The following is a 26634-nucleotide window of genomic DNA, read 5'->3' as shown; positions in this document are numbered from 1 at the left end:
TTTAAGCGTTAGTTGGTTTAGTTCCTGATACTTTCAATCCCATAGATCTAGCGGTACCTGCTACCATAGACAATGCAGAATCCAATGTGAAACAGTTAAGATCTGACATTTTATCTTCAGCAATTTTCTTAACCTGATCCCAAGAAACAGAACCTACTTTGTTTCTGTTCGGTTCACCAGAACCACTTTTGATCTTTGCAGCCTCTAGCAACTGGATAGCAGCCGGAGGTGTTTTGATTACGAATTCAAAAGATTTGTCTTCGTAAACTGTAATTACTACTGGCAAAACCTGACCAGGCTTATCCTGTGTTCTACCGTTGAATTGTTTACAAAACTCCATGATGTTCACCCCGGCAGAACCTAATGCAGGACCTACTGGTGGAGAAGGGTTAGCTGCGCCACCTTTCACCTGAAGTTTTACCATTTTAAAGACTTTTTTAGCCATTTTAATGTTTTAAGAAATTAATAAATAATGAATGTTGGAAGCATTTATTATTCAGTGGGTTATCTATTCTCACATCAGAGAACCCACTTTTCGGTCTGCAAAAATAAGAATATTTTTCCAACAGACAATAATTATTATAAAATTTAATAAAAAAAAGCTCTCCGAATATTGGAAAGCTTATATATAAAACTATACTTAATTAATTTTAAACCTTTTCTACTTGCATAAAGCTCAGTTCCATAGGTGTTTTTCTTCCGAAGATCAAAACAGAAACTTCCACTTTTTTCTTGTCTTCAAGGATTTTTTCAATAGTTCCGTTGAAACCGTTGAACGGTCCGTCTATCACTTTGATATTTTCTCCAACGATGAAAGGGATTTCTACATCCGTTGCAAACTCGGAAAGTTCATCCATTCTTCCCAGCATTCTGTTCACTTCCGATTTTCTCATTGGAACAGGTTCGCCACCTTTTGTAAGGCTTAGAAAAGAGATAACTCCAGGGATATTTTTGATAACGTGTGGCACCTCACCTACAAGGTCTGCCTCTACCATCAGATATCCTGGATAATATGGTTTTTCTTTGGGTACTTTTTTGCCGTTTCTAATCTGGATAACCTTTTCCATCGGGATAACTACCTGCGTAACATAAGACTCCATCCCTAATCTTTGGATCTCATTCTCGATGTAGTTTTTTACCTTATTTTCCTGTCCGCTAATAGCTTTCAGCACATACCATTTCGATTCGCTCATGAGGAAAGTATTTTGGATTAATTAAACAGATTAATAAAAGTCGCAATAAAATTCTTAATGGTTACACTAAATAAGGAATCTACCCCAAATGTGAACAAAGAAAGGATGATAGTAGAAACTGCTACAACAATAGTAGAAGACTGCAGATCTGGCCACTTTGGCCATTCTACCTTATCTTTAAACTCTGTATAAGAACCTTTTAAGAAATTAATTAATGAGCTCATAATTTAATTTTGCACGGGCACAAGGATTCGAACCCTGATCAACGGTTTTGGAGACCGGTATCCTACCATTGGACGATGCCCGTAGATTAAAAAGTTCCGTAAGTTTCCTTACGGAACTTTTTTTATTAATTATAGAATTAGTCTATGATTTCAGTTACCTGACCTGCACCAACTGTTCTACCACCTTCTCTGATCGCAAATCTAAGACCTACGTTAAGAGCGATTGGTTGCAACAATTCTACTGTAATTGTCAAGTTATCACCAGGCATTACCATTTCTACACCTTCTGGCAAGAAGATTTCACCTGTAACGTCAGTAGTTCTTACGTAGAACTGAGGACGGTATTTGTTGTGGAATGGAGTGTGACGTCCACCTTCTTCTTTAGAAAGGATATAAACCTCAGCTTTGAATTTTTTGTGTGGTTTAACAGAATCTTTCTTAGCGATAACCATACCTCTCTTGATGTCGGTTTTTTCAATACCTCTCAACAATAGACCTACGTTATCACCAGCTTCACCTCTGTCTAGGATTTTTCTGAACATCTCAACCCCTGTAATAGTAGAAGTCAATTTTTCATCACCCATACCTACGATGTCAACAGGATCACCAGTGTTGATAACACCAGACTCGATTCTACCAGTTGCTACAGTACCCCTACCTGTGATAGAGAATACGTCTTCGATTGGCATCAAGAATGGTTTATCTTGATCTCTAACTGGCAATTCGATCCAGCTGTCAACAGCTGCCATCAATTCGTCGATTTTTTCAACCCATTTAGCATCTCCGTTAAGACCACCTAAAGCAGATCCTTGGATTACTGGAGAGTTATCACCATCATATTCGTAAGAAGAAAGAAGATCTCTAACTTCAAGTTCTACTAGTTCAAGAAGCTCAGCATCGTCAACCATGTCAACTTTGTTCATGAAAACAACGATTCTTGGTACGTTTACCTGACGGCAAAGTAGGATGTGCTCTCTAGTTTGAGGCATTGGGCCATCTGTAGCAGCAACTACAAGGATAGCTCCATCCATTTGTGCAGCACCAGTTACCATGTTTTTTACGTAATCCGCGTGACCTGGACAGTCAACGTGAGCGTAGTGTCTGTTTTCAGTTTCGTATTCTACGTGAGCAGTGTTAATAGTAATACCTCTTTCTTTTTCTTCTGGAGCAGAGTCAATAGAAGAGAAGTCTTTCTTTTCAGCTAAACCTTTATCTGATAATACTTTTGTAATAGCAGCAGTCAAGGTAGTTTTACCATGGTCAACGTGACCAATAGTACCAATGTTTAAGTGTGGTTTGTTACGATTAAACGTTTCCTTTGCCATGATTTTAATATTTAATTTATTTAACTATTGTTTTTTTCGGTCTGCAAATATAATGATTTTTTAAATATCAAAAATTATTTTACATAAAATTTAATAATATGATATTCAATTTAAAAAAAATCGCAGCAACATAATATTTTCTACCAGACCGGAAACACAAATTTTCGTTATCTAAGTAAAAATGATTCCAAAAAAAATCCTGAATCTCTTCAGGATCTTTTGTGAGCCAACTACGGGATTTGAACCCGTGACCTCTTCCTTACCAAGGAAGCACTCTACCCCTGAGCTAAGTCGGCCAAAAAAAAATCACATTCCGCAAAGGTTTGTGATTCTTGAGCGGAAGACGGGGGTCGAACCCGCGACATTCAGCTTGGAAGGCTGACGCTCTACCAACTGAGCTACTTCCGCATTTTGTTTCCAAAAAGGTTGGTAAACGTGAGTGCAAATTTAAAACTATTTTTTGAATTTGCAAATCAAAATATAAAAAGTGGGGAGAGCAGGATTCGAACCTACGTAGCCGAAGCAGCTGAGTTACAGTCAGCCCCATTTGACCGCTCTGGTATCTCCCCAGTATTTTTATAAATGAGCCTCCAGAGGGATTCGAACCCACGACCCCGAGATTACAAATCACGTGCTCTGGCCAACTGAGCTATGGAGGCAAATAGATTTCAAAAGAACTTTCTTTTCTGCATCGCGGTTACTTCCGTTTTGCGAGTGCAAATATGAGACACTTTTTTGAAATCTACAAATATTTTAGAAAAAAAATTTAATTATTTTTTTAAGCTAATTCTTTTTTCTTGATTAGCAGTTTCTTAGCTGTTTCTACACAATCGTCCAAACTTTCTTCAAAACTGGCAGCAGTCTTTTTAACCACCAAATCATCTCCCGGAACCTTTACAATAAGTTCGGTAGTTTTGTTTTGCTTTTCTGATGTATTTTCTACTTTAAGCGATACGGCAGACTCCACTATTTTATCATAGTAAGTTTCCAGCTTACCTACTTTTTTTTCAATTCTTTCTTTTAATGGTTCGTGCGGTGTAACACCGGCAGTCTGAATTGTAATCTTCATAACGTGTAATTTATTGGTTAAACAATTTTAAATATGATGTAAAAAATCATTTCATACTATTTTCTTTCTCTGGGATGTGCATTTTTATAAGCCTCTTTCAGCTTCTCAATATTAGCACTGGTATAAACTTGTGTACTGGCCAGGCTTGCATGTCCCATCAATTTCTGTACCTTCGAGATTTCAGCACCACTATTTAGGATATGGGTGGCGAAGGTATGCCTCAAAATATGTGGACTCCTTTTTTGTTTAGAAGTCACAAGACTAAAGTACTTATTAACGACCAAATACACAAACTTTTCGCCCAGTTTTTTCCCTTTCTTATTGATAAAAAAGAATTGTTCCGACCCTTTCTCAGGGAGGCGAACAGCCAGATATTGCCTGTAATCATCCAATAATGCATCAGCAATAGGAACAATGCGCTCCTTATTCCCTTTTCCTACCACTAGGATTTCTTTTTTGGAAAAATCAACATTTTCGAAAAGCATATTGCAGAGTTCTGCCTTTCTGATACCGGTCTGGTAAAGTGTTTCTATAATAAGCTTCTCCAGCAGCGTAACAGTGCCCTTCTCCTCTACTTCACTTTCCATCTTCTCCATCTCTTCTACAGAAAACGGAATTCTTTTTTCCGCATAAAATTTAAGCGAATCAATGGTTTCCATAGGCGACACTTTTATCTCTCCTATTCTCAGTAGAAAAGAATAAAAACTACGCAGTGATGATAACTTCCTGTTGATGCTTCTTTTGCTAAGCCCTGCATTGCTAAGCTCAACAATGAAATTCCGCACCACTTTTTTATGAACATTCACAATACTTTGGGATGCCTCAGTCTCTAGAACAAATCCCGAAAAATCCAAAAGATCCTTTTTGTAATTAATTAGGGTGTAAGGCGAATACCGCTTTTCTACTTCTATATATTCTAAAAATCGTTCTACCATGGGTATGTAAACAGAAAATCACCTCCAAATATAAGAATTCGGAAGTGATTTTGTATTAATTAAAGCTAAAAAGAACTTAAGCTTGTTCTTCTTTGCTCAGGTTTCTTTGTTTGTGAGCTGCTTTTAGTTTAGCTTGTCTCAAAGTTACAGAAGGCTTGATAAATTGTTGTCTAGACCTAAGTTCTCTTACAACTCTGGTTTTATCAAATTTTCTTTTATACTTTTTTAAAGCTCTGTCGATAGACTCTCCGTCTTTTACTGGAATTATTAACATATTTTACATCTCATTTTGAGGTGCAAAAATAGGAATAATTTATTAACCTACAAATTTTTGTGGTTTTATTTTACCAAATAATTAGAATTTTATTTCTGTATCATTTTCAACGCAAAGCCTGCAAATATTTTATAAAAGTAGGTTAATTATATGATAGGATTCTAAAATGTTGAGATTACTACAAAATGTCAAAATTATGTTTCTACATTGGCTTTTGATTGGGATGACAAAAACCCATAGCCCCGATTACAGTGGAAATCCTTTTGCTTTTTTTTCATCTGTGAAAAAGCAAAAGATTGCAACGGAAAGCGGGATTAAGCTACAAAAAACAGCTGCAAATAAAAACTCCCGAATAAATCCGGGAGTTAAAATATTATGCTTTGATGTACAATGCTTTTCTGATTTCTTCCTTCACTTTTTCGAGTTTCGGGAACCATTCTGCGAATAAGGCTGCAGAATAAGGAGCTGGCGCATCCGGAGTCGTAATTCTCTTAACAGGCGCATCCAGATAATCAAAAGCCTTTTGCTGAACCATATAGGTAATCTCTGAAGCCACGGAAGCAAACGGCCACGCTTCTTCCAAGATCACCAATCGGTTGGTTTTTTTCACAGATTGCAAAACCGTGTCGTAATCCAAAGGACGTACGGTTCTAAGATCGATCACTTCTACAGAAATACCTTCTTTCTCGAGATCTGCAGCAGCCTGCAAAGCCACTTTCATAATTTTTCCGAAAGATACCAATGTGACATCCTTTCCTTCTTTTTTAATATCGGCTTTCCCGATTGGGATGTAATATTCTTCTTCCGGGATTTCCATTTTATCGCCATACATCTGCTCAGACTCCATAAAAATAACCGGATCGTTATCCTGGATTGCTGTTTTCAAAAGACCTTTTGCATCATAAGGATTAGATGGCACCACCACTTTAAGACCAGGGCAGTTGGCATACCAGCTTTCAAAAGCCTGAGAGTGCGTAGCTCCCAACTGGCCTGCAGAGGCTGTAGGGCCACGGAAAACGATTGGGCAGTTCCATTGCCCGCCACTCATCTGAAAGATTTTTGCAGCATTGTTGATAATCTGATCTATGGTAACCATAGAAAAGTTGAAGGTCATATACTCTACAATAGGACGGTTCCCGTTCATAGCGGCACCTATAGCAATACCGGAGAAACCAAGTTCTGCGATTGGCGCATCGATAATTCTTTTTGGGCCAAACTCATCCAGCATCCCTTTAGAAGCTTTGTAAGCACCGTTGTATTCTGCTACTTCTTCTCCTACTAGAAAAATGGAGTCATCCTTACGCATTTCTTCACTCATTGCCTGAGCAATTACTTCGCGAAATGTATGTTCTTTCATCTGCTGATATTTAATATTTTTGTTTGCAGGATTGCGATCTGATGATCTTACATCCTAACTGTTATGAAATTTTCGTTTTTTGATTTCGAAATACAAAAGTATTAATTTTTTTATTATCTGCATAACAAAAAAAGCTCCTAAAAAGGAGCTTATGATTGATTAAAGTCATTTATTTTAATCCGCTTTTTGCCAAGTCTGCGTCCTGCCGATAAGCGAGATACCAAGATAGCCTCTTACATTCAGCTTGTCGCCGTCTTTGGTAATGGTACATTTGTAAGATTTGCCATTTTTAGGATCTGTAATGGTTCCTCCTGTAAACTCTTCACCATCTTTTTTAAGACCACGGATGATTTCCATCCCAAGAATTGGTTTGTTTTTGCGGTCGTCTTTACAAGCAATACAGTTTGCATGTTCCGGCTTTATCAGCAATTGGGAAACCTTGCCATAATACTTGCCATCGGCTTTTTTCCAGATTTCAACAACAGATTTTGCTTTTCCGGTTTCGTCATCGATGGTTTTCCATTTTCCTTCGATCTGGGCAAAAGAAAAAACGCCGATAAATGATAAGGCAAATGTTAATAATAATTTGTTCATTGTCTTCTATTTTAATTGTTTTGATAAGCTTGTTGCGTTAATGTTAAATTAACATTGATAAAAGTAAAAAATTATTTTAAACAAACAAGTATTTTTTATTATCTGATGCATAAATAAAAACCCTTGTAGCGATTTTCAGCTTTTAAACACCCTTTTAGTTTAGCTTTTTATTTATCACCTTATCCATATAATCCTGATACCAGCCTTTGGTTTTCAAAATGCCCAATTTTTGTTCGGCGTTTAGGTTTTTGGAGAGAAGGTTTTTGGACAATGCCAAATCTGTTTTATTATAAATCCCCGTAATATCTTTCCCGTTGAAGGTATAGATGTAATTGCCAATAATCATCTGCTCATTAATAGAATCGGAATTAACAATGATGGGATCTTCGTCTTTATCAGACACAAGGCTTCTGCCCCAGCTGCGGATCTTTTTATTATAACCAATAAGGTCTGCCAATGTTGGGTAGATGTCAATCTGCTGCGCCAAACGATTATCTAAACCATGGAGATTATATTTTGGATTAGGCGAATAAAACAAAATAGGAATGGCAAAGCGGTTCATCGCTTTTTGATACTCGGGATAATAGGTTTGATTGGTATGGTCTGCCGTGATTACAAAAATAGTGTTCTGATACCAAGGTTGTTTGCTTGCCGTTTCAAAAAACTTTTTCAACGCATAGTCTGTATATTGAATTGGCTCATGGATTGGCAATGGCCCTTTTTTGAATTTACCCTGATAATGTTGCGGGATCTTAAACGGATCATGAGACGATGCCGAAAAAAGCGTGGACATAAACAGCTGCTTCTTACCAATATTTTTGGCATAATACTGGAAAAACGGCTCATCCCAAATGGCCCATATCCCATCAAAATCTTGATCATTATTATATTCGGTTTTGCCGTAATAATGTTTGAAGCCCAAAATATTACCAAAACCCAGAAACCCCATAGAACCATTGGGCGCACCGTGGTAGAAACTGGTATCATAACCCATATCATTACAAACCGAAACAATCGATTGGATTTTTTGGTTGGAGTATGGCGAACTTGTGAAGGCATCTGTAAGGCTTGGTATCCCGGCTAAAACAGAACTCATGGCATGGATAGACTGCCGCCCGTTGGCATAGGCATTGGTAAAAATCAAACTCTTACCAGCAAGGCTGTCAAAAAAAGGCGTGTAGCTAACAAAATTCTTGATCTTTGTATCTCTATTAAATGCCCCGGAATATTCCTTGGCAAAACTCTCCATAATAAAAATAACAACGTTTGGCTTGGGTTCAACTTGGCGTTCGTAGAGTTTATAGGGCGCAATCTCTTTATCAATAAACTGATTATCTACAAAATGTACCAATTTAAAATTATTGGTATTGATAGTCCTGAAAAACGAAAAAACACTATTGAGAACAAGGTTAGCCTGCATCGGATTACTGACATGCTTATTTGCATCCACCAGATTGATTGGCCGAGTGGAATGTCTAAAATCTCCCCTGATACCACCAACTACCAATGTAGCAATAATACACAAGTTGGCAATAGAAGACATAAAATAAACTAAAAGCTGATCCGGTTTCTGCTCCCTCACATTCACTCTTTTGTAAAGAAAAATCCAAAGTGCCATACTAATGATAAAACAAATTGGGATCATGGGATTTTGCAAAACGGCATTCCAAAAAACCTTGCCGAGGTTGTCCTCATGTTTCCCAACTTCCAAAGCCGCCGAAGTTAGCCTGGCCTGGCTAAATCTGTAATAGATCATATCCCCGAAATTGAAAGCGTATGTAATACCATTGGTTATAAAATACCAGTAAAAAAGGAATTTCTGATAACCTTTCCGAGAATTTATCATAATAGGGATAATGCTCAACAGGATAAAAACAGCATTAACGTAAAGAATAGCCGTGGTATCAAAAGCCGTCCCGTAATATGAAAGTGTAAAATATTCTGATATGCTGTCGACTTTTATGAGATCTTTGTTAAAAAGCCAGAATAAAAACCTGGCAATCTGATAAAACAAAAATGCTAAAAAAAGCCTGTAAATAAGAGCTAAAAACTCTTGCCTTCTCAAATTCTTCATTTGGCAAAATTACAAAAACTTGAATGTCACAAATCAGAAGTACGAAGTTTTTCCGCTGCATCCTAAAACTTAGCCTTGCAAACTTCAGGCTTCAAACAAAAAGGCTTATTTTTGCCGGATGAATTTTATCAAAAATAATCTTGCCAATGCACTCACTTTGGGTAATCTTTTCTCAGGTTGCGTGGGTATCATTTATCTTATTTCCGGGGATTACGGAACAACTGTGGCGTGCATCCTGATCTCTTTGATTCTTGACTTTTTTGATGGTTTTGTAGCACGGGCGCTGAAGTCCAACTCCAACCTTGGCGTGCAGCTGGATTCTTTGGCAGATATGGTCAGCTTCGGGTTTTTGCCCGGCGTTGCGATGATGAAAATCCTGGAGCCTTTTGGCAATCATTTTTTCGGAATCGACCTTCCGTTCGACCTCAAATATTTTGGATTCCTTATAACACTTTTTTCTTGCCTCAGGTTAGCTATTTTCAATTTGGACGAGGAGCAAAAATATTATTTCAAAGGTTTGAATACACCGAGTAACACAATACTAATCTTTGGAATCTACTTTGTACTGAAACAAAACAATTACTTCTCCAACGCATTCTTTGAAACGTCGGAAAGCACGATTTCTATGAATCTGCTACTCTGGCTTGGCGTAACTATTTTAAGTTCTTGGCTTTTGATTGCGCCGGTGAAGATGATTGCCATGAAATTTAAATCAAAACAATTAAAAGATAATTATCCAAAACTGGCATTACTGATTGGCGGAATCCTTATCCTGCTAATTTTTGGGACAACGGGAATCCCTTTGGTCATTATTTATTACATCTTAATTTCATTAATCTTCCAAAAACAATTAAAATAACTGGAAGATGGAAGTCTGAAGATTGCAATTCGGAAACTATTTATTTAAACGTAATAATGGAAACTTCGAGCTTCCAACAAAAAAAGTAACATTTAGTAATCATCATTATGAATTTAATTCTCCATAAACCACTTTGTGTCTTTGATCTGGAAACTACGGGAACCAACATCGGGAAAGACCGAATTGTGGAAATCTGTATCCTGAAAGTTTTCCCCGATGCATCCCGCGAAAGCAAAACCTGGATTGTAAACCCCGAAATGCCCATCCCAAAATCATCCAGCCTTATCCACGGCATTTATGACAAAGACGTTGCTAATGCGCCTAAATTCAGTGAGATTGCGCCTAAAGTGATGAAAATGATAAAGGATGCGGATCTTGGCGGTTTTAACTCCAACAGGTTCGACATTCCGGTTCTGGCAGAGGAAATGCTGCGTGCCGGCATTGATTTCGATCTCAGCAAGCACCGTTTTGTAGATGCCCAAAATATTTTTTTCAAAAAAGAACCGCGAAACTTGGGTGCCGCATACCAATTCTATTGTGGCAAAACACTAGAAAATGCGCACTCTGCAAAGGCAGACGTGATGGCCACATTTGAAGTCTTGGATGCTCAGGTAGGTCGCTATGAAGATGTTCCCAACGAGGTGGCAGAACTTAGTGAATTTTCATCCCAAAATAAATTTGCTGACCTTGCCGGTATGATCCATTACAATGAAAGTGTGGAGGAAATTTTTGCTTTTGGCAAATACAAAGGGCAGAAAGTAATCGATGTTTTCCGGAAAGATCTAGGCTATTATGGTTGGTTGCAAGGCGCTGATTTCCCGCTTTACACCAAGAAAATTTTTACAAAAATCCAGTTAAAATCCAAATTTTAAAAATCCTGTTCAATTAAAATCTCCAATTATGAAAATTATCTGCATAGGAAGAAACTATAGCGAGCATGCAAAGGAACTGGGAAACGAGGTGCCTACAGATCCGGTCATTTTTATAAAACCAGATACGGCTATTCTCAAAAAAGGATCAGATTTCTATATCCCCGAATTTTCTGACGATATCCATTATGAGTTGGAGGTTGTCCTCAAAATATCAAAAGGTGGAAAGTACATCCAAAAGGAAAACGCCGGGAAACATTATGAAGAAATAGGCCTCGGTATCGATTTTACAGCGCGAGATCTACAGACGAAATTGAAGAATAAAGGTTTACCCTGGGAACTTGCCAAAGGATTTGATGGTTCGGCAGCCGTATCAGATTTTGTATCTAAGGCTGATTATAATCTAGAAAACCTTAATTTTTCTCTGACAAAAAATCACGAAGAAGTTCAAAATGGCAATACAAAAGACATGATTTTCGATTTTAACTCCATCATTGCTTTTGCTTCGCAATATTTCACCTTGAGGGTGGGCGATTTGGTTTTCACCGGAACGCCAAAAGGTGTGGGTAAAGTCTCTGAAAATGACTTATTGGAAGGCTTTTTGGAAGATAAAAAATTGTTTACGCTTAAGATTCAGTAGGAAAAATCACATATCATCAGCATACTTGACAGTTATCAGCTTTGCTGTTTTATAGTGGCACAATGGCTAAATTTTTGTTATCTTGCTATAAAATTTTATCGCTATGAAAAAAATTGTTTTACCAGTAGATTTTTCAGACAGTACATCCATTTTACTCGACCATGCTGCGGATTTTGCGAAAACTATAAACGCAGAGATTACGCTCATCCACATTGCTTCTGCAGATATTGGATTTGTGATAGGTGATATGGGTTTCCAGTATTTCCCTGAGGTTGAAGAAAATGAAATCAAATATGAATTAAAAGAGCTGAAGAGACTAGAAGATGAAGTTAGCTCAAAAGGTATTATCTGCCACCACATCTTAAAACAAGGTGTGCCAGGCGACACAATTTTGGAATATGCCAATGAGATCCATGCGGATTACATTGTTCTTGGTTCACACGGCAGAAGCGGCATGTATGACGTTTTTATAGGTAGCTTGACCAAAGAGATTACCAAAAAATCTACAATCCCGGTATTGGTAGTGCCATGCCAATAGGATTCAAATCTTAAAAAGAAAAAATCCCACAATATCTATTGTGGGATTTTTATATATCATCAATTTATTTAACCTTCGTTTTTGTAAATTTTTGGATCGTAATAAGGAAATTTACCTTCTGTAGGAGAATGGTATTCTTTGTCCTTTTGAGCCCCTAAAGTAACCACCAAGGTATAGCACCAGTAGCAGAAAAATCCAGCAGCAACAAGGAACAAAACCCAGTTGAGGACATTACCAAAAAGGTCATAAAACCCGAACGACCACTTGAAAACTTTGCTTAAGAATAACCAGAAAGATGTCATCTTTTTCTCTTTTTTAAATTAACTTTGTACAAAAGTATAAAAAATGTTTCGATTACTTTCAAAAGAAAGCAATATTTTTTCTGTCCCGGTTTACATCTGTTTTTTATTCCTTATATTTTTATCATTAAACCTTCTGGATTTTGAAAATATAGATTACATTTCTACAAGCGTCACTTTTGTTGGAGTCAGTCTGGGGTATTTTTTATTTAACAAGATTGCACTTAATCATTTTTCACACCTGCCTCTTTTTTTATACACCGTTATCGTGGCTTGTTTCTATCCCGGTGATCTGGATATTGGCCTGGCAATAACCTTTCTTACAAGTACTGTTATATTGTTAATCTTAACAAGTCAAAATGACTATCTCCGGAAAAGTGCCTTTATGCTGGTAGGATCACTACTTGCCTTTAACTTTTTGGTTTTTCCGACAAGTTGGCCCATGGCAGTATTTGTCCTTTTTCATATCATCGGTACATCAGCACGAATAGGCCTCAATATTTTTAGACTGTTTTATGGTGCCATTCTGATTGTTCTTAGCTATTTTGGCATTATGTATTTATTACAATACACCACTTGGGACAAGTCTTATCTCCCTTTCTATGGTCGTTTTACAATGCTGGATAGCTATTATCCCCTTTACATTTTAATACCTATTGTTCTCATGCTTATCTATGCGATTTCAGATCACTTTAGGCATTATAACGAGAAAAGTCCTATCAGTAGATACAAGTATACATTTGTCCTCGTATTCTCCTTGGCTCAACTGGTGACCATATTTTTTTACATGGGAACCCATTACGAATTTCTCTTGCTTCTCGCTTTGCCGGTCACCATCATCCTCAGTAGAATGCTACGTTTTCTACCGAGATATTGGATGCAGGAAGTGGGATTATGGATCATCGTTTTTACTCTTGCCATCTTTAAATTAGTTAATTTTGTAAAAATTTAAAAAGCATTAAGAATGATTCAGATCGATGATAAACTGATTTCCGAAGATATATTTGCCGAGAGTTTTGTCTGTAACCTTACAAAATGTAAAGGTGTTTGCTGTGTAGACGGCGATACCGGTGCACCATTGGATAAAGACGAATTACCAATCCTGGATGAGATATTTCCCAAAATAAAACCTTACCTAAGACCCGAGGGCGTGAAAGCTATAGAAGAGCAGGGCACTTGGATTATTGATGATTATGATGGCGGATATGTCACTACATTGGTGAACGACAGCGAGTGTGCCTATGTGATTTTTGATGAAAAGGGAACAACAAAATGCGGTATAGAAAAAGCGTACGAAGACGGTGCTGTTGACTGGAAAAAACCAATATCCTGCCATCTCTACCCAATTCGGGTGACCGATTATCGTACATTTTCTGCGCTTAACTATCACGAATGGGATATTTGCTCCGATGCCTGTACCTTAGGCGCCGAGCTAAAAGTTCGGATTTTTCAATTCCTAAAAGAACCTTTGATCAGGAAATACGGCGAAGAATTCTACAACACGCTATGTGAGGCGGCAGAAGAATGGGAAAAGGAATACAACTCCTGATAAACAAAAAAGAATCCAAAATTTTGGATTCTTTTTTTTGTTATAAATGATATCAATTATTTAAACTCATCATCAGAAATAGGCTGATTCACTTTTATGTCCGAGTTTTTAACCAGAATCTGTTGTCCTCCAGCGTCAATCGACATTTCCTCTACAAACTGAATCCCATCAACAGCTACATACTTATTAATTGTCATCGTACCCTTGTCACTTTCGGTTTTTGAAAGCAAACCAGTTTTGGTATCAAAATAATATTTGCTGTCATCAGATGATAGTATGGTATAATCTTTACCATCAACCTGCTTTTTCTCTACGCTTTTTATTTTGGCTGCATTCATCCCCAGAGCATCCATCAATTTGGCATCTTTCAGCTTTGCAACCTGATCTGCTGGGAAATCAACTTTTTGCCCCATTTGGTTGGCATAACCCTTTTCGCCGTCAAAAACCTGAATCATCTCCTGTCCCATCATTGTTTGGGTAGATTTAAATTTGTTATCTTTTTTCAGAGTTTTACCTTCCATATCCATCCCCATCACGGTGATGTTATTTTTCATAGAAAGTGTTTTAACGGATTCCAATTTTTGTTTACCTCCCAATGCCGTTACATAATTATCTATAACTTGTTGTGCTGTTTGTGCGGAAATAGTTGCTGCAGATATTACCGAAAAAGCAGCTGCTAGAATAAGTTTTTTCATTTTATCTTTAATTTTTATTTTAAATAACAATCAATCCCCACGATCAAGGATTAATTATATATACTAAGTTTTTATAAAAACGTACTACTAATTTTTCTTTTTAAGATTAGCTTTTACATCTTTATAGGTATCGCTAACAGCGTTAGCTCCTTTTTTTGCTTGTTTTCCCGTCCATTTGGCACCATCTTTTACACCCTCTTTTGTAGCTTCAGCACCTTTCTTAGCCTTATCGCCGGTCCACTCTGCGCCATCCTTTACTTTTTCGCCTGTCCATTTTGCACCTTTCTTAATACCTTTTCCGGTGGCTTTTGCTCCTTTCTCTAAAGTGTTACCTACGGCTTTTGCGTCTTTCTTAACAGCCTGTTTCACAGTTTGTGCATTTACGGCAAACGCTGAGAATAACATCACTAATGACAATAATCCTTTTTTCATGGTTATTTGATTTTAATTAAAATTGATTGATACTTATTGTATCACTAAAAAACTATTTATTAATAACAAATGTAACAAAAGAAATCTAGAGAAATTGTTTTTATAGAAAAATATCTGCTTCATTTTGTAAGTGGACATAGAAAACAGCTTAATCATTTAATTTCGAATACTAAAACTTTTAATTAGCCCAATTAAATAATAATTTTGCAAAAGTTATGTCTAAAACAAATCGGGTTCCCCGGAAAAAAATTCATCAGAAGAGAAAAAAAGTCTATTTCCGAAAAAGATGGATTTTGCTTATTATATTAGGCTTTTCTTTATTAGGAACCGGGTTTTACCTTAAGCAAAAAATCAATTATTATTTTGCCTACTATCTGGGAAAACATTTCATACATAAAAAGCTGAGCAACTCAGAAGCCGAGGCGCAAAGAATCGATCAAATCATTGGCCTATATGCTAATCAGACCTTTGGGTTTGATATTTCCCATTATCAACGGAAAGAAGACATCCAATGGGACAGCATTAGTATTGGCAACAGAACCATCCCTTTACAGTTTGTAGTCCTCCGCGCCAGCATGGGCAATCGAAAACTGGACAAAAATTTTGACCATTTTTGGGAAACCGCCAAGAAACATCGTCTTATTCGTGGTGCTTATCATTTTTATAGACCAGATGAAGATCCTGTAATGCAGGCCAATTCTTTTCTATCGGTAGCGAAACTAGAATCCGGCGACTTGCCACCCATTCTCGATATCGAAAGAATCCCTAGAAAAAAAACCAAGGAGCAGCTGATCTCCGACCTTAAAGTCTGGATAAAGATAATGGAAGATACCTACGGCAAAAAACCAATCATCTACACTTATTACCATTACTATAAAGATTTCCTGAAAGGTGAATTTGACGATTATCCACTTTGGTTAGCCAATTACAATGATGTCCCCAAACCATCGCCTGATGACGACTGGCAGTTTTGGCAATTCTCGGAAAATGGCATTGCGTATGGCATCAACTCCAAGGTAGATTTGGATGTCTACAATGGCCAACTTTGGTCCCTCAAAATGATGACATTAAATTAATAAAGTCGCTTACTTCTTGATTCTTACATCAATATTAATTGCTGGCGCTGCCATACTAATTTTTTGCCACGGTCCATAAAAAGATCGGTAGAAACCTGCTCTAAACAAAGCACCACTGAGAGCCACTTTTCCACTGGATTGGCCGATAAACTGAATACCAACAAAGAATTTGCCCTCTAACCAAATTTTATCCTCGCTTACATCCAAAGAATAAGTAAAATCTTTCAAATCGTCTTTGCTAATGGTTGCAATGATATCCTTGTTCAGAATCAGGTTGTTCGGTTTACCATCCTTCTCATCGTAGATTGTATACCTTACTTTGATAGGTGTAGTAGATTCGAAGCGGGAAAAATTCATATTGATCTTGTTGATTTTTAATCTTTTACTAGAACTAAATTCTACGGCTGTTTCTTCTACCACATTATTCCCTTTCTCCATATTAGGCGTAAACATCAGAGATTTTGACTTACTATTGATCCCCAGGTTTTTATCCTTATAATTTTTAGGCGTAAGTACCACTTCCTGAATATTGGTCACTTTCTCATAAAGATAAATGTTATGGGGATTCTGCTTTACAAAATCTTCTATAGAACTCCGGAACTGTTTATATCCCGGCACAGCCACAATTAGTTCCTTATCTTTTGCAATTTTGTCAAGCTGCAGCTCAAATTGCCCTTTATCATCTGCCTGAACACCAAAAGACGAGTTGACAAGTCCTATTTTAGCATAAGGAATGGCCTTGCCGTCATCTTTTGAAAGCACGGTACCAGTAACCACTTGCGCCTGGGCAAACATACATAGTGAACACACAAAAAATAAAAAATACTTCTTCATAGTTTATAAAATTGTTTTTCTGTTTAGTCGTGTAAAAAAAGAAATTGTGACAAGAGTAGACAAAATTTTGAGGTCGCAAATCAGTTTTTCGTACTTTCGCACATCATTTATCCATTATCAATCATCATTTACCATAATGAATTACGTTTCTGCAGAAAACCTTACCAAATCTTACGGCATCAAAGTTTTGTTTGAAAACATCAGCTTCCATATTAATGAGGGCGATAAAATTGCCATCGTCGCCAAAAACGGAAGTGGCAAATCAACCTTACTGAAAATCCTAATGGGAAAAGAGATTGCCGACAGCGGAAATGTCATAATTAACAAAGATATTCAAGTGGTTTTGTTTGATCAGGAGATTGATTTCGATCCCCAACTTTCCATTGAAGAATTTATGATGACATTGAGTTCGCCACCAATTATGGCACTCAAACAATACCATCAGTCTTTACTTTCCAATAATCCCGACGATATGGAAAAAGCCATTACGGAGATGGAAAGCCAGAAAGCCTGGGACTTGGAAAATGAAATGAAGCAAATTCTTTCGCAACTGAAAATCAATGATCTTACGCTGAAAATGGGAACACTTTCCGGCGGGCAGATCAAGCGTGTGGCGCTAGCCAAATTGTTGACAGAAACTAGGGCGGAACACAAGCATACGCTACTGATAATGGATGAACCTACCAACCACCTTGATGTGGAAATGGTAGAATGGCTGGAAAATTATCTGAGTAAAGCCAAAATCACATTGCTTCTTGTAACGCACGACCGCTACTTTCTAGATTCGGTGTGTGACATCATCTGGGAAATGGAGGACAAAAACCTCTACTTTCATAACGGTGCTTATGCTACTTACCTGGAAAATAAAATGATTCGCGAGGATAATCTTAACTCCACAATTGATAAAGCCCAAAACCTTTACAGAAAAGAGCTGGAGTGGATGCGAAGACAACCAAAAGCAAGAACCACCAAATCGAAATCTAGGATCGATGCCTTTTATGATACCGAAAAAGTAGCAAAAACAGATACTCGAAAAGATGCTCTAGAACTGGATTTTGAGATGAAACGCCTGGGAAACAAAATCCTTGAACTGAAAGATATCAATAAAAGTTATGGAGACAATGTGTTGCTCAAAGACTTCTCTTACTCTTTCCAGCGCGGGGAAAAAGTAGGAATTGTGGGGAAAAACGGTGCCGGAAAATCGACTTTGCTTAATATTATACAAGGTTTTGAACCCAAAGATCACGGGGAAATAGAAACTGGGGAGACTATCAAGTTTGGTTATTTTTCCCAAAAAGGCTTGGCTTACAAAGAAGATGAGCGCGTTATTGATTTTATTAAAGAAATTTCGGAAAACTTTCCTTTGGCCAATGGCAAAACCATCTCTGCATCGCAGTTTCTAAGGCTATTTCTTTTTGATGACCAGGCACAATACTCCCCGATTTCCAAACTTTCCGGTGGCGAAAAACGACGATTGCACCTGATGTATGTGTTGTACCAAAATCCTAACTTTTTGATTTTTGACGAACCTACCAATGATTTGGATTTACCAACGTTAACGGTGTTGGAGAACTTCCTGCAAAATTTCCAGGGCAGTTTAATTATCGTTTCGCACGACCGATATTTTATGGACCGGATTGTAGATCACGTTTTGGCTTTTGAAGGGGAAGGGAAAATCAAGGATTTTGTAGGCAACTTTTCGGAATACAGAGAAAGTAAAAAAAATGAGATTGGAAACCCAAAGTTGGAAGAAAAACAAAAGGGCAAAGAAAAAAGCCCGGAGCCAGCAACTGTTACTCAGCAAACATCTACGAAGAAAAAACTCTCTTTCAAGGAACAGCGGGAGCTGGAAACAATAGAAAAAGAAATGCCGGAGCTGGAAGAAAAAAGAAGCAAAATAATGGATCAGCTGAATAACGAGCCTGATTATGAGAAAATTTCTAAACTCTCTGCAGAACTGGAACTCATATCCGGAAAACTGGAAGAATATGAAATGCGTTGGCTGGAGCTACAAGAGTTACTTTCCTAAAAAAAAATGAATTCTCAGCTGAAAAATTTCTACCAAAACAATTATTTATTTAGAATTAATAAAAATTATTTGTTAGGAAATAAAATCTCTTTTTATATTTGCCGGTCTTTTTGATTACAAGAAAGACGGCAAATAAACTATGAGAAAACACTTTATCCTATCAGTATTTTTTGTGGTACTGTCAGTTTTTCTGTCTGCACAGGAAAAAAAGATCAATCTTTCGGGAATTATTACCCAATCCAATGGTGATGCACTACCGGAAATATCGGTGAAAATCGTTGAACTAGACAAAACTACTTTAACAGACACCAAGGGCAATTATGCGTTTGAAGAAGTTCCAGCCGGGGATTACCATTTAAAAATTCAGGTTATTGGCGCAAAAGAGGAATTAATACCTTTTACTATTATTGCAGACCAAGCATCAAAGGTTAACTTCCAGTTTGAAAGGGAAAATATTTACGCCATTCAGGAAGTGAGAATCCCAAAGGTGATTAACAAATTTTCCTATAAAGAAAGTCCATTTGTTGCTAAATTGCCACTCAAAAACCTTGAAAACCCACAGGTTTACATCAGCGTTCCCGAAGTTCTTATTAAGGAACAGATTGCCACCGATCTTGGAAGCATTTCCAAAAATGTTCCTGGATCCGGCATTCCGATGTTGGCTAATCAAGGCAGGGTTACTTTTCTTTCCCGAGGTTTTACAACAGAACCAATGGTCAGAAACGGCATTTCAGGATTTTCTTACACAACCATTGATCCAGTAAATCTAGAAAAAATCGAAGCTATCAAAGGGCCTTCATCCACGCTTTTCGGAACCAATCTGGCCACTTATGGCGGACTTTTTAACCGGGTGACCAAAAAACCATATAACGATTTTGGCGGGAGCGTTTCCTACACTGCTGGTAGTTGGAACTTTAACCGTTTTACGTTAGATGTTAACACACCTGTGAATGCTAGCAAGACATTTCTTTTTCGCCTAAATGGCGCCAATACGTATCAAAAAAGTTTTCAGGACTTGGGATTCAAGAACAACCTGACAATGGCTCCAAGTTTTTCTTACCAGATTACAAATCGTTTATCCATTTTGTTCGATGTGGAATATGGGCACGAAAAGGGAACATCCGTTGTACGCTTCAATCCGTTTCTTGGCAGTAACAAAAGACAAACTGTAGAGGAAACCGGCTATCCTTATTACAAATTATTCGGTAGCAATGATCTGGCGTATAAGACCGAAATGACCAATATTTTCACCCAACTTAACTATAAAATCTCAGACAACTGGACTTCTCAAACGGTGCTTTCCCGTGCAAGATCTACCATCGGAGGTTACATCACTGCTCTGAACGGCGTTACAGATTCTACACTTAGATTACAGGTGATGAAGGGTAATACCAACTTTATTGCCACCAATATTCAACAGAATTTTATTGGAGATTTTCTAATTGGCAAGTATAGAAACAGGCTTGTTGTTGGACTTGATTATTACAACAATGCCAACAGTTTTGACCGTGTTACGGTCAATAGCAAAACATTTAACTTTATAACGCCGGACGCCAATTCTATTATCAACAGCGGGTACATCGACAGCCAAATTGCAACGGGTACACCGCGTGTGGAGAAAAACGGTGACAACAGCTACGCCTTATACGCATCAGATGCTTTCAATATTACAGACAGATTAATTTTGATGGCCAGTTTACGTGCTGACCGTTACCAAAATCTTGGTGTACAAAACATTGCGACAGGTGTCTTAACCGGTGACTATTGGCAAACTAACTTCTCTCCAAAATTTGGAGCAGTATATGAGGTAATTAAAAATAAAATTTCGCTTTTTGGAAATTATATGAATGGCTTTACCAATGTTGGCGGCTCTGATTTTAATGGCAACTCTTTTAAACCGGAGCAAGCCAGCCAATATGAATTTGGAGTGAAGGGTGATATTTTCAGCCATAGGATGGTAGGAACTTTAAGCTATTACAATATAGATGTTAATGATAAATTAAGAACAGATCCTGCGCATTCAAATTTTAACATTCAGGATGGCGGGCAACTTAGCAAAGGGATAGAAGCAGAGTTTAACGCAAATCCATTTGACGGCCTTAATATTATAGCTGGCTACGCTTTTAATGACAGTAAAGTAAACCGTTCTAATCCCAATGTAGAAGGAAGAAGGCCTGGCTTATCGGGACCAAAACATATGATCAATTTCTGGAGCAGCTACGAGATCCAGAACGGAAATCTGAAAGGGTTGGGCCTAGGTTTTGGTGGTAACTATGGCTCGTGGTCTTATCATACCAATACCAGCACGGCACAAGTGATCATCCCACAGTATACACTTCTAGACGCCACCGTTTTTTACAGCCACAAGAAGTTCAGAGTGGGAATCAAGGTTAATAATATTACCAACGAAAAAACATGGTCTGTGAGGTTGACGCCACAAAATCCAACACAAGTCTTGGGAAATATCGAATTTAAGTTTTAAATCATTGTTCCAAGGATCAAAAAACATTAATATTGATGCATTTTTGACCAATTATTCATTCATAATTATATTTTTGCAATTAAATCAATCTTAACCTATGGACAAAATTAAAAATATAAAAACCTTCATGAGAATTACCCACCGTTATCTAGGCTATTTTCTGGCTGGTATAATGGCGGTTTACGCCATAAGTGGAGTGCTTTTGGTTTACAGAGATACCGATTTTCTTAAAAAAGAAAAGCAATACAATAAAAAATTTGAAGCCCATTTGGACGAAAAAAAATTAGGTAAGGAAATCAAGATCAAAAATTTTGAAATTGAAAAAACTGAAGGTGACATCATGTATTTTAAACAGGGCACCTACAACTCCGCAACCGGTGAAGCCAATTACAAGAAAAAAGAATTGCCATATGTTTGGGATAAAATGACCAAGCTTCACAAATCGCAATCCAAAGAAACATTATCGCCACTCAATACCTTCTTCGGTATTTCATTATTCTTCTTCGTAATATCCAGTTTCTGGATGTTTAACCCAAAAACAAAAGCCTTTAAAAGGGGAATGATTTTTACCGCTGTAGGACTTATTTTAGCACTGGTAATGACTTTTATATAAAATCGTTAAAAAAACGTTTAACATCCACTTCCGGCAGGAGTGGATGCTTTTTTTCTATAAAGTCGAAAAGCATTTTGGAAAAATAGCTACCATTATAAACACCTCTCGCACCGAGGCCATTAAAAATATACAAGTGGTCATGCTCCTGATGCCTGCCAAGAATAGGCCTCCTATCCCCTACTGTCGCACGAAATGCCGTACTAATATCTAGAATTTCATAAGAGCCTTTATACATTTCTTCCAGTCCAATTTTGAGTTCATCGACGGCCCCTTCATTAATTTCACCGGTTTGATCAAAACGGTCATAAGTCCCGCCATAGTAATATTCTTTATCTTTGACTGAGAACAAAAAATGTTTTTTCTTAATGGTCCATTGATCGACATTATTTTGTAGTTTAACTTTTAGACAATGACCTTTATTGGGCTGAATAGGGATTTCTCTGAAGAATGGATTGTTCTTGCTTGCAACGCCTTCGCAGAAAATGATTTTTTCAAACTTCAAATTCTCATATTGCTTATTAACATTATCCATATTATGATAATCAAAAGCCTGATCTATCAAATTACCATTCTTGCGGAGATAAGCTAACATATCATCAAAAAAAGCCATTACATCTATTCTGCAAGACTTATTCACTAAGCCAGAGTCATTAGGATTTTCTACAGCTGCTAGTTTGACAAATTCTGGATTCAAGTATGGGCGAAGATCTTGGTTGTTGGACTTTTTAAGCCATTGTAGTTTTTCCGATTCGTTATGAAAAATGCGTACTACATTTTCCCTAACAAGGTAATTTTTCCCTGTATAATTTTCGATTTCGTTAAAAATGATGTTCAGGTATTCCACCTGTTCTTCAGACTTCCAAAATGTATTGAACCTTTTCAAAATAACCGGATTGCACACGCCAGCGGAAATGTGAGAAGCAGAGACATGGCCATCATAAAAAATCTTGAATGACTTATTTTCCTTGATTAACTGATGCGCAAAAAAAATACCAGCATACCCGGCTCCTACTATAATATAATCGACCTCTTCCATAAAATAAAAAACCTGAGTAAAGATACTCAGGTTTTTCTATTTGCTATATGAGAAATATTAGTAATTCCACATATCATTTTCCATCTGCAAGATTTGTGCTTTGATTCTGTCGCTCTCCTCCAACTGTCCTTCGGCATCATTTGGGATATATTCATCAATTATACCACTGCCGCCACGTCCCATACCATTATCTGTTTTATAGATAACAGAAGAAAAACGACGGGCATTAAGAACATCATCAAAAGTGATATCTGAGGTAGAATTTTTTGAATTAAAGATGTAATTACTAGACAACACTTGTCGTGCATCAGGATAATAAATCCAGAAAAGGTCAATCAAATCTGTACCTTGGTTCATGCTGGCTGCATCAACTGGCTGACCAGATTCTGCAATAGCCTGCATTTGTGAGGCTCTCAGCGCTGCCGCATTAGGATCCTCTCCCATGGCTGCAATTCCCAATAATCTGTATCTCAATTGGGCGTCGCGCTTGTCAACATACCACATGCCCATCAATTTGATAGCTTTAACCTTCTCTGAGTTGGTTACAATTTTATCAACATTAACTGCGATATCGTTTTTGTTAATTTTGTACCAAACACCATCCAATTTAACAAGAACCGTCTCCGGATCTACTGTTGGAGCCTGTGATTTTCTTTTTACTGTTTTCTTATTCTTGCCCTTACCTGTCGTAACTGTTTCTTCTCCACCACTAGGAGCTCCTGAGCCGGTGTATCCCATCACATCCTCTAGCCTAGATCCGTATTTCGCAAAAAGAGAATTAACAGGTTCATTACCTGTTCCTCTTAGACTTTTAAAATAAGGAAGTAGCTTGTTGGCCTGAGCATCCTCTAGTCTGTTCTGGTTAAGCACTTCTGAGAAATAGTCTGAAACCTGTACCGAAGATGTTGCAGACGCAATCCCTTCCGGTGTTAATCTGGTTGTAAAATCATCTCCTTGATAAACTTCAGAAATTTTACCACTATTTACAGCATCTAGCAAAACCTGATACAAGGATTTATTTTGGGCAACCAGTCCATCGTTATTATGATAAAAGGGCTGATTGATCTTATCATTCATATCAATAATTTCCCAAACAACCATACTTCTCAATATGTCCTTATCTTCGATAAAACCATATTTAAGAGGTGTAATGCTATCCTTTTTCACTTCCCGCTCTTCCCTATAAGTCTGTGGTGACTTAGAATTAAGAATGCTGTTTTGAGCAAAAGAAAGCGTTGAAGAAAGACAAATTAAGGTATATATAATCTTTTTCATATTATCTATAGAATGTAAATCAATCTAAATATTTAAACGTAATTAAAGCACATTTATTACAACGTTACCAATGTTTGGCAGTACTACACCACTTAAACCAGTGGCAGAAGCCTGAATATCAAATACGGTTACCACATCTCCACTTCTAAGTCCTTTGATCAAAGACTCAGCTGGTCTTAAAGAGTTACCATTAACAGACATTACAGCTTTACCAGGAACTTTAACCTTGAAACTTACCACATTGAAGCTTACAGGGAAATCAAAATCTTTAAGTGTTGCTGTTACCGTTTGGTTAGCAATAGAAGATAATGGCATTGGTACATAACTGGATCCTCTAATCTCACCTTTTGGTGGAGGAATATTCTTAATCCTGAAATCAAAACCTTGCGAAATAACTTTACCGCTAGGGGATTTACCGGAAATAGTCAATTTAACAGTGCTACCACCACCTGGTGTAACCATCCATTTACCTTTGCTACCACTTACAGATCCACCAGAAGCAGATAAGGTAGTCGCAGCTAAATCAGCTCCAAGAATAGAACCGGAGATTGGATTGGCCAAACCACGGTATAACACATTCATTTTATCCGCAGACAATAATGCACCACTTTGTTCTTTAAGTGCTTCTTGACCAGAAACAACTGTTAAAGTATGCGCATATGGTAATTTCACAACTTTACCATTTTTATCTGTAAAAGAAATCTCACCACCAAATTTTTGCTCACCCGGCGTGCTGGTATTAGGTGTAATGACACCTTGCCCGTTAACAACTTGAGCACCTGTAATGGATAAACCAGGAACAGAACTTGCAAAAGTACCTATAGCCACTTTAATTTGAGCAGGTTCACCCTTCATTACAGAACTAGGACCAGACACCAAAGCTTCGTAAGCATCAAATTTGATATCCGCATCCACTTTCTCCTGTAGCATAGATGTTATAACATCCGACTGTAGGTTTCTTGCTTCTGACTGAATCACTTCTAAATTAGATAACGCAGCAACCAATGGCTGATTATAAAATTTATATTGCACCCACCCCTTAGTCGCTCTTTTATCACCTTTTGGAAAATCTGCTAAAAGCGTTTTTTGCGCTCTAGTTGCCACATCTTTAAATTGTGGATTATTACCAAACGTAGAAACAATAAAAGTTCTTAAATCATTAATCTTGGTTTGCAAATCAGTAGCAGTCTTAGAAGGGCTTTTTTCATCTCCATCTTTAAAGAAGTTAGTTGTGGCAGGCTCTGTATTATTAAGAGCCGTGAAACTTTCTTCTACTGGCAAATCGGAATTATATTCCGCTTCTGTACTCATTTTGGTTTTGATACCTTCTATAAAATTAACCAAATCGTTAGTTCTACCTTCTAGATTGGAATATTGATTTAATAAAGGTCCAAAAGTTTCAGGAGAAGACGCGGCCTTAGCCTCTAACGTTTTCTTAAAAATTTTATCATTTTTATCCTGAACTGTCAATCTTGTATCAGTCAAAGACTGATTTGTATCTTTATATGATCTGATGATCTCCTGGTCAATCTGCATTGCTAGCATCGCAATGAAAACCAGGTACATCAGGTTGATCATCTTCTGACGTGGTGTCTGTTTACCTCCTGCCATTTTAATAAAATAAATTTAAATTATACAATAAATTAAAATGTTAGAGATTAAGACTTCATTGCGCTAAGCATACCACCATAAACCCTGTTAAGATTATTGAGATTTGAAGTTAGACCTTGTAATTCTTCGTTGAATTTTTCTGACTGAGCGGCAGATTTCTGAATATCATCCACATACTTTTTGGAGAATTCAGATTGCTTTTGGCCATGTTCTAATTGAAGAGCATAAAGTGCGTTCATACTTTCCAAATGAGACGCCGCAAGATTAAGCTGCTCGTTATATTTATGTGTAGAAGCGGAAACGTCTACCGTTTGGTTAATTTGATCTACAGAAGAAGAAAATTTATCGATTCCTCCTCTCAATCTTTCGAAAAGGCTAACATCCAACTTGGCATCTGCTAGCATTTTATCTAGTTTATCGGAAAGAGATAATTCCAATTCTTTGTTTTCCACTACTTTGTTTACAACCTTTCTAGGCTGTCTTTCAGCAGACTCGTCCAATAGTTCAGGATACACATTTTCCCATGCATAATGTTCTTCACTAGCTGGTGGATCGAAAGCAAAGAATAAGAAAATTAACGCTTCGGTAATCAAACCGGCAGCCAAAGCAACGTTCCCTGTAATAGGGCCAACGTGCCAGTGCGTCATTTTAAATAGAGCTCCCAAGATAACGATAGCAGCACCAAACGAATAGATAAAATTCGTGATCGATTCTTTAGTTTTAAACATTTGTTTTAATTTTAGTTAGTAATA

At 37.4% G+C, this 26634-nt stretch carries 28 protein-coding genes and 5 tRNA genes; 10 read left to right on the top strand and 23 right to left on the bottom strand.

The window, feature by feature from the left end; genetic code table 11:
- Window position 1 precedes the first annotated feature (1 nt).
- The 15 genes from rplK to AC00Y6_RS06365 form a co-directional block, all read right to left on the bottom strand.
- The gene (rplK, locus tag AC00Y6_RS06435) at window positions 2–445 is read right to left on the bottom strand and encodes a 50S ribosomal protein L11 (RefSeq protein ID WP_474489786.1); all 444 of its coding nucleotides are present in this window, start codon (window positions 443–445) and stop codon (window positions 2–4) included.
- Window positions 446–650: 205 nt separating this feature from the next.
- On the bottom strand, window positions 651–1193 hold the full coding sequence (gene nusG / locus AC00Y6_RS06430) for a transcription termination/antitermination protein NusG (protein ID WP_474489785.1): 543 nt from the start codon (window positions 1191–1193) through the stop codon (window positions 651–653).
- 17 nt (window positions 1194–1210) lie between these two features.
- Window positions 1211–1417, bottom strand: a complete 207-nt coding sequence (gene secE / locus AC00Y6_RS06425) for a preprotein translocase subunit SecE (protein WP_474489784.1) — start codon at window positions 1415–1417, stop codon at window positions 1211–1213.
- 12 nt (window positions 1418–1429) lie between these two features.
- A tRNA-Trp gene (locus AC00Y6_RS06420) sits at window positions 1430–1500 on the bottom strand.
- Between the two features lie 54 nt (window positions 1501–1554).
- A complete protein-coding gene (gene tuf, locus AC00Y6_RS06415) occupies window positions 1555–2742 on the bottom strand; it encodes an elongation factor Tu (protein WP_076781867.1) in 1188 nt (395 codons plus the stop codon).
- Window positions 2743–2966: 224 nt separating this feature from the next.
- Window positions 2967–3038 (bottom strand) — tRNA-Thr (locus tag AC00Y6_RS06410).
- 39 nt (window positions 3039–3077) lie between these two features.
- Window positions 3078–3150: transfer RNA gene (locus AC00Y6_RS06405), tRNA-Gly, on the bottom strand.
- A gap of 80 nt (window positions 3151–3230) precedes the next feature.
- A tRNA-Tyr gene (locus AC00Y6_RS06400) sits at window positions 3231–3311 on the bottom strand.
- 16 nt (window positions 3312–3327) lie between these two features.
- Window positions 3328–3401: transfer RNA gene (locus AC00Y6_RS06395), tRNA-Thr, on the bottom strand.
- A gap of 119 nt (window positions 3402–3520) precedes the next feature.
- The gene (locus AC00Y6_RS06390; protein ID WP_474489783.1) at window positions 3521–3811 is read right to left on the bottom strand and encodes an HPF/RaiA family ribosome-associated protein; all 291 of its coding nucleotides are present in this window, start codon (window positions 3809–3811) and stop codon (window positions 3521–3523) included.
- 56 nt (window positions 3812–3867) lie between these two features.
- Window positions 3868–4746 (bottom strand): tyrosine-type recombinase/integrase, encoded by an 879-nt coding sequence (locus tag AC00Y6_RS06385; RefSeq protein WP_474489782.1) that lies wholly within the window; start codon window positions 4744–4746, stop codon window positions 3868–3870.
- A 76-nt stretch (window positions 4747–4822) separates the two neighbouring features.
- Complete coding sequence (gene rpsU, locus AC00Y6_RS06380; RefSeq protein ID WP_027384137.1) at window positions 4823–5020, bottom strand: 30S ribosomal protein S21; 198 nt, start codon at window positions 5018–5020, stop codon at window positions 4823–4825.
- A gap of 373 nt (window positions 5021–5393) precedes the next feature.
- The gene (locus AC00Y6_RS06375) at window positions 5394–6377 is read right to left on the bottom strand and encodes a pyruvate dehydrogenase complex E1 component subunit beta (protein WP_474489781.1); all 984 of its coding nucleotides are present in this window, start codon (window positions 6375–6377) and stop codon (window positions 5394–5396) included.
- 174 nt (window positions 6378–6551) lie between these two features.
- Window positions 6552–6971, bottom strand: coding sequence for a DUF2147 domain-containing protein (locus AC00Y6_RS06370; protein ID WP_474489780.1), 420 nt, complete (start codon window positions 6969–6971; stop codon window positions 6552–6554).
- Between the two features lie 154 nt (window positions 6972–7125).
- Complete coding sequence (locus AC00Y6_RS06365) at window positions 7126–9045, bottom strand: LTA synthase family protein (protein WP_474489779.1); 1920 nt, start codon at window positions 9043–9045, stop codon at window positions 7126–7128.
- A 118-nt stretch (window positions 9046–9163) separates the two neighbouring features.
- Between AC00Y6_RS06365 and AC00Y6_RS06360 the strand changes: the two genes are divergently transcribed.
- The 4 genes from AC00Y6_RS06360 to AC00Y6_RS06345 all read left to right on the top strand — a co-directional run bounded on the left by AC00Y6_RS06360 (window position 9164) and on the right by AC00Y6_RS06345 (window position 11951).
- A complete protein-coding gene (locus AC00Y6_RS06360; RefSeq protein WP_474489778.1) occupies window positions 9164–9904 on the top strand; it encodes a CDP-alcohol phosphatidyltransferase family protein in 741 nt (246 codons plus the stop codon).
- A 107-nt stretch (window positions 9905–10011) separates the two neighbouring features.
- Window positions 10012–10776: an exonuclease domain-containing protein gene (locus tag AC00Y6_RS06355; protein ID WP_474489777.1), complete on the top strand. Its 765-nt coding sequence runs from the start codon at window positions 10012–10014 to the stop codon at window positions 10774–10776.
- A 28-nt stretch (window positions 10777–10804) separates the two neighbouring features.
- Window positions 10805–11413 carry a fumarylacetoacetate hydrolase family protein gene (locus tag AC00Y6_RS06350; RefSeq protein WP_474489776.1) on the top strand — a complete coding sequence of 203 codons (609 nt, stop codon included), beginning with the start codon at window positions 10805–10807 and terminating at the stop codon, window positions 11411–11413.
- A gap of 103 nt (window positions 11414–11516) precedes the next feature.
- On the top strand, window positions 11517–11951 hold the full coding sequence (locus tag AC00Y6_RS06345) for a universal stress protein (protein ID WP_474489775.1): 435 nt from the start codon (window positions 11517–11519) through the stop codon (window positions 11949–11951).
- A 68-nt stretch (window positions 11952–12019) separates the two neighbouring features.
- Here AC00Y6_RS06345 and AC00Y6_RS06340 read toward each other — a convergent pair whose 3' ends face one another.
- Entirely contained in the window at window positions 12020–12253 is a 234-nt protein-coding gene (locus tag AC00Y6_RS06340; RefSeq protein WP_474489774.1) for a hypothetical protein, read from the bottom strand.
- 43 nt (window positions 12254–12296) lie between these two features.
- Between AC00Y6_RS06340 and AC00Y6_RS06335 the strand changes: the two genes are divergently transcribed.
- Both AC00Y6_RS06335 and AC00Y6_RS06330 read left to right on the top strand, forming a co-directional pair.
- Window positions 12297–13202: a DUF6427 family protein gene (locus tag AC00Y6_RS06335; protein ID WP_474489773.1), complete on the top strand. Its 906-nt coding sequence runs from the start codon at window positions 12297–12299 to the stop codon at window positions 13200–13202.
- Between the two features lie 12 nt (window positions 13203–13214).
- The gene (locus AC00Y6_RS06330; protein ID WP_474489772.1) at window positions 13215–13799 is read left to right on the top strand and encodes a DUF3109 family protein; all 585 of its coding nucleotides are present in this window, start codon (window positions 13215–13217) and stop codon (window positions 13797–13799) included.
- A gap of 56 nt (window positions 13800–13855) precedes the next feature.
- Here AC00Y6_RS06330 and AC00Y6_RS06325 read toward each other — a convergent pair whose 3' ends face one another.
- Together AC00Y6_RS06325 and AC00Y6_RS06320 are read right to left on the bottom strand one after the other, a co-directional pair.
- On the bottom strand, window positions 13856–14494 hold the full coding sequence (locus tag AC00Y6_RS06325) for a LolA family protein (protein ID WP_474489771.1): 639 nt from the start codon (window positions 14492–14494) through the stop codon (window positions 13856–13858).
- Between the two features lie 87 nt (window positions 14495–14581).
- Complete coding sequence (locus AC00Y6_RS06320) at window positions 14582–14926, bottom strand: hypothetical protein (protein WP_474489770.1); 345 nt, start codon at window positions 14924–14926, stop codon at window positions 14582–14584.
- A 215-nt stretch (window positions 14927–15141) separates the two neighbouring features.
- Here AC00Y6_RS06320 and AC00Y6_RS06315 point away from each other — a divergent pair, with 215 nt between their 5' ends.
- The gene (locus tag AC00Y6_RS06315; RefSeq protein ID WP_474489769.1) at window positions 15142–16002 is read left to right on the top strand and encodes a GH25 family lysozyme; all 861 of its coding nucleotides are present in this window, start codon (window positions 15142–15144) and stop codon (window positions 16000–16002) included.
- A 9-nt stretch (window positions 16003–16011) separates the two neighbouring features.
- Here AC00Y6_RS06315 and AC00Y6_RS06310 read toward each other — a convergent pair whose 3' ends face one another.
- On the bottom strand, window positions 16012–16836 hold the full coding sequence (locus AC00Y6_RS06310; protein ID WP_474489768.1) for a carboxypeptidase-like regulatory domain-containing protein: 825 nt from the start codon (window positions 16834–16836) through the stop codon (window positions 16012–16014).
- A 136-nt stretch (window positions 16837–16972) separates the two neighbouring features.
- Between AC00Y6_RS06310 and AC00Y6_RS06305 the strand changes: the two genes are divergently transcribed.
- From AC00Y6_RS06305 to AC00Y6_RS06295, 3 genes are all read left to right on the top strand, one after another.
- Window positions 16973–18865, top strand: a complete 1893-nt coding sequence (locus AC00Y6_RS06305; protein WP_474489767.1) for an ABC-F family ATP-binding cassette domain-containing protein — start codon at window positions 16973–16975, stop codon at window positions 18863–18865.
- Window positions 18866–19004: 139 nt separating this feature from the next.
- A complete protein-coding gene (locus AC00Y6_RS06300) occupies window positions 19005–21347 on the top strand; it encodes a TonB-dependent siderophore receptor (RefSeq protein WP_474489766.1) in 2343 nt (780 codons plus the stop codon).
- Between the two features lie 97 nt (window positions 21348–21444).
- On the top strand, window positions 21445–21960 hold the full coding sequence (locus AC00Y6_RS06295) for a hypothetical protein (RefSeq protein ID WP_474489765.1): 516 nt from the start codon (window positions 21445–21447) through the stop codon (window positions 21958–21960).
- Here the strand turns inward: AC00Y6_RS06295 and AC00Y6_RS06290 are convergent.
- The 4 genes from AC00Y6_RS06290 to porL are packed head-to-tail and all read right to left on the bottom strand — an operon-like array spanning window position 21953 to window position 26610.
- A complete protein-coding gene (locus AC00Y6_RS06290; protein WP_474489764.1) occupies window positions 21953–22996 on the bottom strand; it encodes an NAD(P)/FAD-dependent oxidoreductase in 1044 nt (347 codons plus the stop codon). The two genes, AC00Y6_RS06295 and AC00Y6_RS06290, sit on opposite strands and share 8 nt — an antisense overlap.
- Window positions 22997–23053: 57 nt before the next feature.
- Entirely contained in the window at window positions 23054–24271 is a 1218-nt protein-coding gene (gene porN, locus AC00Y6_RS06285) for a type IX secretion system ring subunit PorN/GldN (protein WP_474489763.1), read from the bottom strand.
- A gap of 42 nt (window positions 24272–24313) precedes the next feature.
- Window positions 24314–25882, bottom strand: coding sequence for a type IX secretion system motor protein PorM/GldM (gene porM, locus AC00Y6_RS06280; protein WP_474489762.1), 1569 nt, complete (start codon window positions 25880–25882; stop codon window positions 24314–24316).
- A gap of 47 nt (window positions 25883–25929) precedes the next feature.
- Window positions 25930–26610 (bottom strand): type IX secretion system motor protein PorL/GldL, encoded by a 681-nt coding sequence (gene porL, locus AC00Y6_RS06275; RefSeq protein ID WP_474489761.1) that lies wholly within the window; start codon window positions 26608–26610, stop codon window positions 25930–25932.
- Between the last annotated feature and the right edge of the window lie 24 nt (window positions 26611–26634).

It is taken from the genome of Epilithonimonas sp. (assembly GCF_056329745.1).
This window is presented reverse-complemented; position numbering and strand designations above follow the sequence as displayed.

Excerpts from the sequence above, each read along its gene's own strand:
- AC00Y6_RS06375 (WP_474489781.1), bottom strand. The coding sequence starts at position 6,377 with ATGAAAGAACATACATTTCGCGAAGTAATTGCTCAGGCAATGAGTGAA.
- AC00Y6_RS06330 (WP_474489772.1), top strand. The coding sequence starts at position 13,215 with ATGATTCAGATCGATGATAAACTGATTTCCGAAGATATATTTGCCGAG.
- AC00Y6_RS06345 (WP_474489775.1), top strand. The coding sequence starts at position 11,517 with ATGAAAAAAATTGTTTTACCAGTAGATTTTTCAGACAGTACATCCATT.
- AC00Y6_RS06385 (WP_474489782.1), bottom strand. The coding sequence starts at position 4,746 with ATGGTAGAACGATTTTTAGAATATATAGAAGTAGAAAAGCGGTATTCG.
- AC00Y6_RS06305 (WP_474489767.1), top strand. The coding sequence starts at position 16,973 with ATGAATTACGTTTCTGCAGAAAACCTTACCAAATCTTACGGCATCAAA.
- rpsU (WP_027384137.1), bottom strand. The coding sequence starts at position 5,020 with ATGTTAATAATTCCAGTAAAAGACGGAGAGTCTATCGACAGAGCTTTA.
- nusG (WP_474489785.1), bottom strand. The coding sequence starts at position 1,193 with ATGAGCGAATCGAAATGGTATGTGCTGAAAGCTATTAGCGGACAGGAA.
- AC00Y6_RS06390 (WP_474489783.1), bottom strand. The coding sequence starts at position 3,811 with ATGAAGATTACAATTCAGACTGCCGGTGTTACACCGCACGAACCATTA.
- porM (WP_474489762.1), bottom strand. The coding sequence starts at position 25,882 with ATGGCAGGAGGTAAACAGACACCACGTCAGAAGATGATCAACCTGATG.
- porL (WP_474489761.1), bottom strand. The coding sequence starts at position 26,610 with ATGTTTAAAACTAAAGAATCGATCACGAATTTTATCTATTCGTTTGGT.
- AC00Y6_RS06315 (WP_474489769.1), top strand. The coding sequence starts at position 15,142 with ATGTCTAAAACAAATCGGGTTCCCCGGAAAAAAATTCATCAGAAGAGA.
- AC00Y6_RS06335 (WP_474489773.1), top strand. The coding sequence starts at position 12,297 with ATGTTTCGATTACTTTCAAAAGAAAGCAATATTTTTTCTGTCCCGGTT.
- AC00Y6_RS06360 (WP_474489778.1), top strand. The coding sequence starts at position 9,164 with ATGAATTTTATCAAAAATAATCTTGCCAATGCACTCACTTTGGGTAAT.
- AC00Y6_RS06370 (WP_474489780.1), bottom strand. The coding sequence starts at position 6,971 with ATGAACAAATTATTATTAACATTTGCCTTATCATTTATCGGCGTTTTT.
- tuf (WP_076781867.1), bottom strand. The coding sequence starts at position 2,742 with ATGGCAAAGGAAACGTTTAATCGTAACAAACCACACTTAAACATTGGT.
- AC00Y6_RS06290 (WP_474489764.1), bottom strand. The coding sequence starts at position 22,996 with ATGGAAGAGGTCGATTATATTATAGTAGGAGCCGGGTATGCTGGTATT.
- AC00Y6_RS06350 (WP_474489776.1), top strand. The coding sequence starts at position 10,805 with ATGAAAATTATCTGCATAGGAAGAAACTATAGCGAGCATGCAAAGGAA.
- rplK (WP_474489786.1), bottom strand. The coding sequence starts at position 445 with ATGGCTAAAAAAGTCTTTAAAATGGTAAAACTTCAGGTGAAAGGTGGC.
- AC00Y6_RS06355 (WP_474489777.1), top strand. The coding sequence starts at position 10,012 with ATGAATTTAATTCTCCATAAACCACTTTGTGTCTTTGATCTGGAAACT.
- AC00Y6_RS06325 (WP_474489771.1), bottom strand. The coding sequence starts at position 14,494 with ATGAAAAAACTTATTCTAGCAGCTGCTTTTTCGGTAATATCTGCAGCA.
- AC00Y6_RS06310 (WP_474489768.1), bottom strand. The coding sequence starts at position 16,836 with ATGAAGAAGTATTTTTTATTTTTTGTGTGTTCACTATGTATGTTTGCC.
- secE (WP_474489784.1), bottom strand. The coding sequence starts at position 1,417 with ATGAGCTCATTAATTAATTTCTTAAAAGGTTCTTATACAGAGTTTAAA.
- AC00Y6_RS06295 (WP_474489765.1), top strand. The coding sequence starts at position 21,445 with ATGGACAAAATTAAAAATATAAAAACCTTCATGAGAATTACCCACCGT.
- porN (WP_474489763.1), bottom strand. The coding sequence starts at position 24,271 with ATGAAAAAGATTATATATACCTTAATTTGTCTTTCTTCAACGCTTTCT.
- AC00Y6_RS06300 (WP_474489766.1), top strand. The coding sequence starts at position 19,005 with ATGAGAAAACACTTTATCCTATCAGTATTTTTTGTGGTACTGTCAGTT.
- AC00Y6_RS06365 (WP_474489779.1), bottom strand. The coding sequence starts at position 9,045 with ATGAAGAATTTGAGAAGGCAAGAGTTTTTAGCTCTTATTTACAGGCTT.
- AC00Y6_RS06340 (WP_474489774.1), bottom strand. The coding sequence starts at position 12,253 with ATGACATCTTTCTGGTTATTCTTAAGCAAAGTTTTCAAGTGGTCGTTC.
- AC00Y6_RS06320 (WP_474489770.1), bottom strand. The coding sequence starts at position 14,926 with ATGAAAAAAGGATTATTGTCATTAGTGATGTTATTCTCAGCGTTTGCC.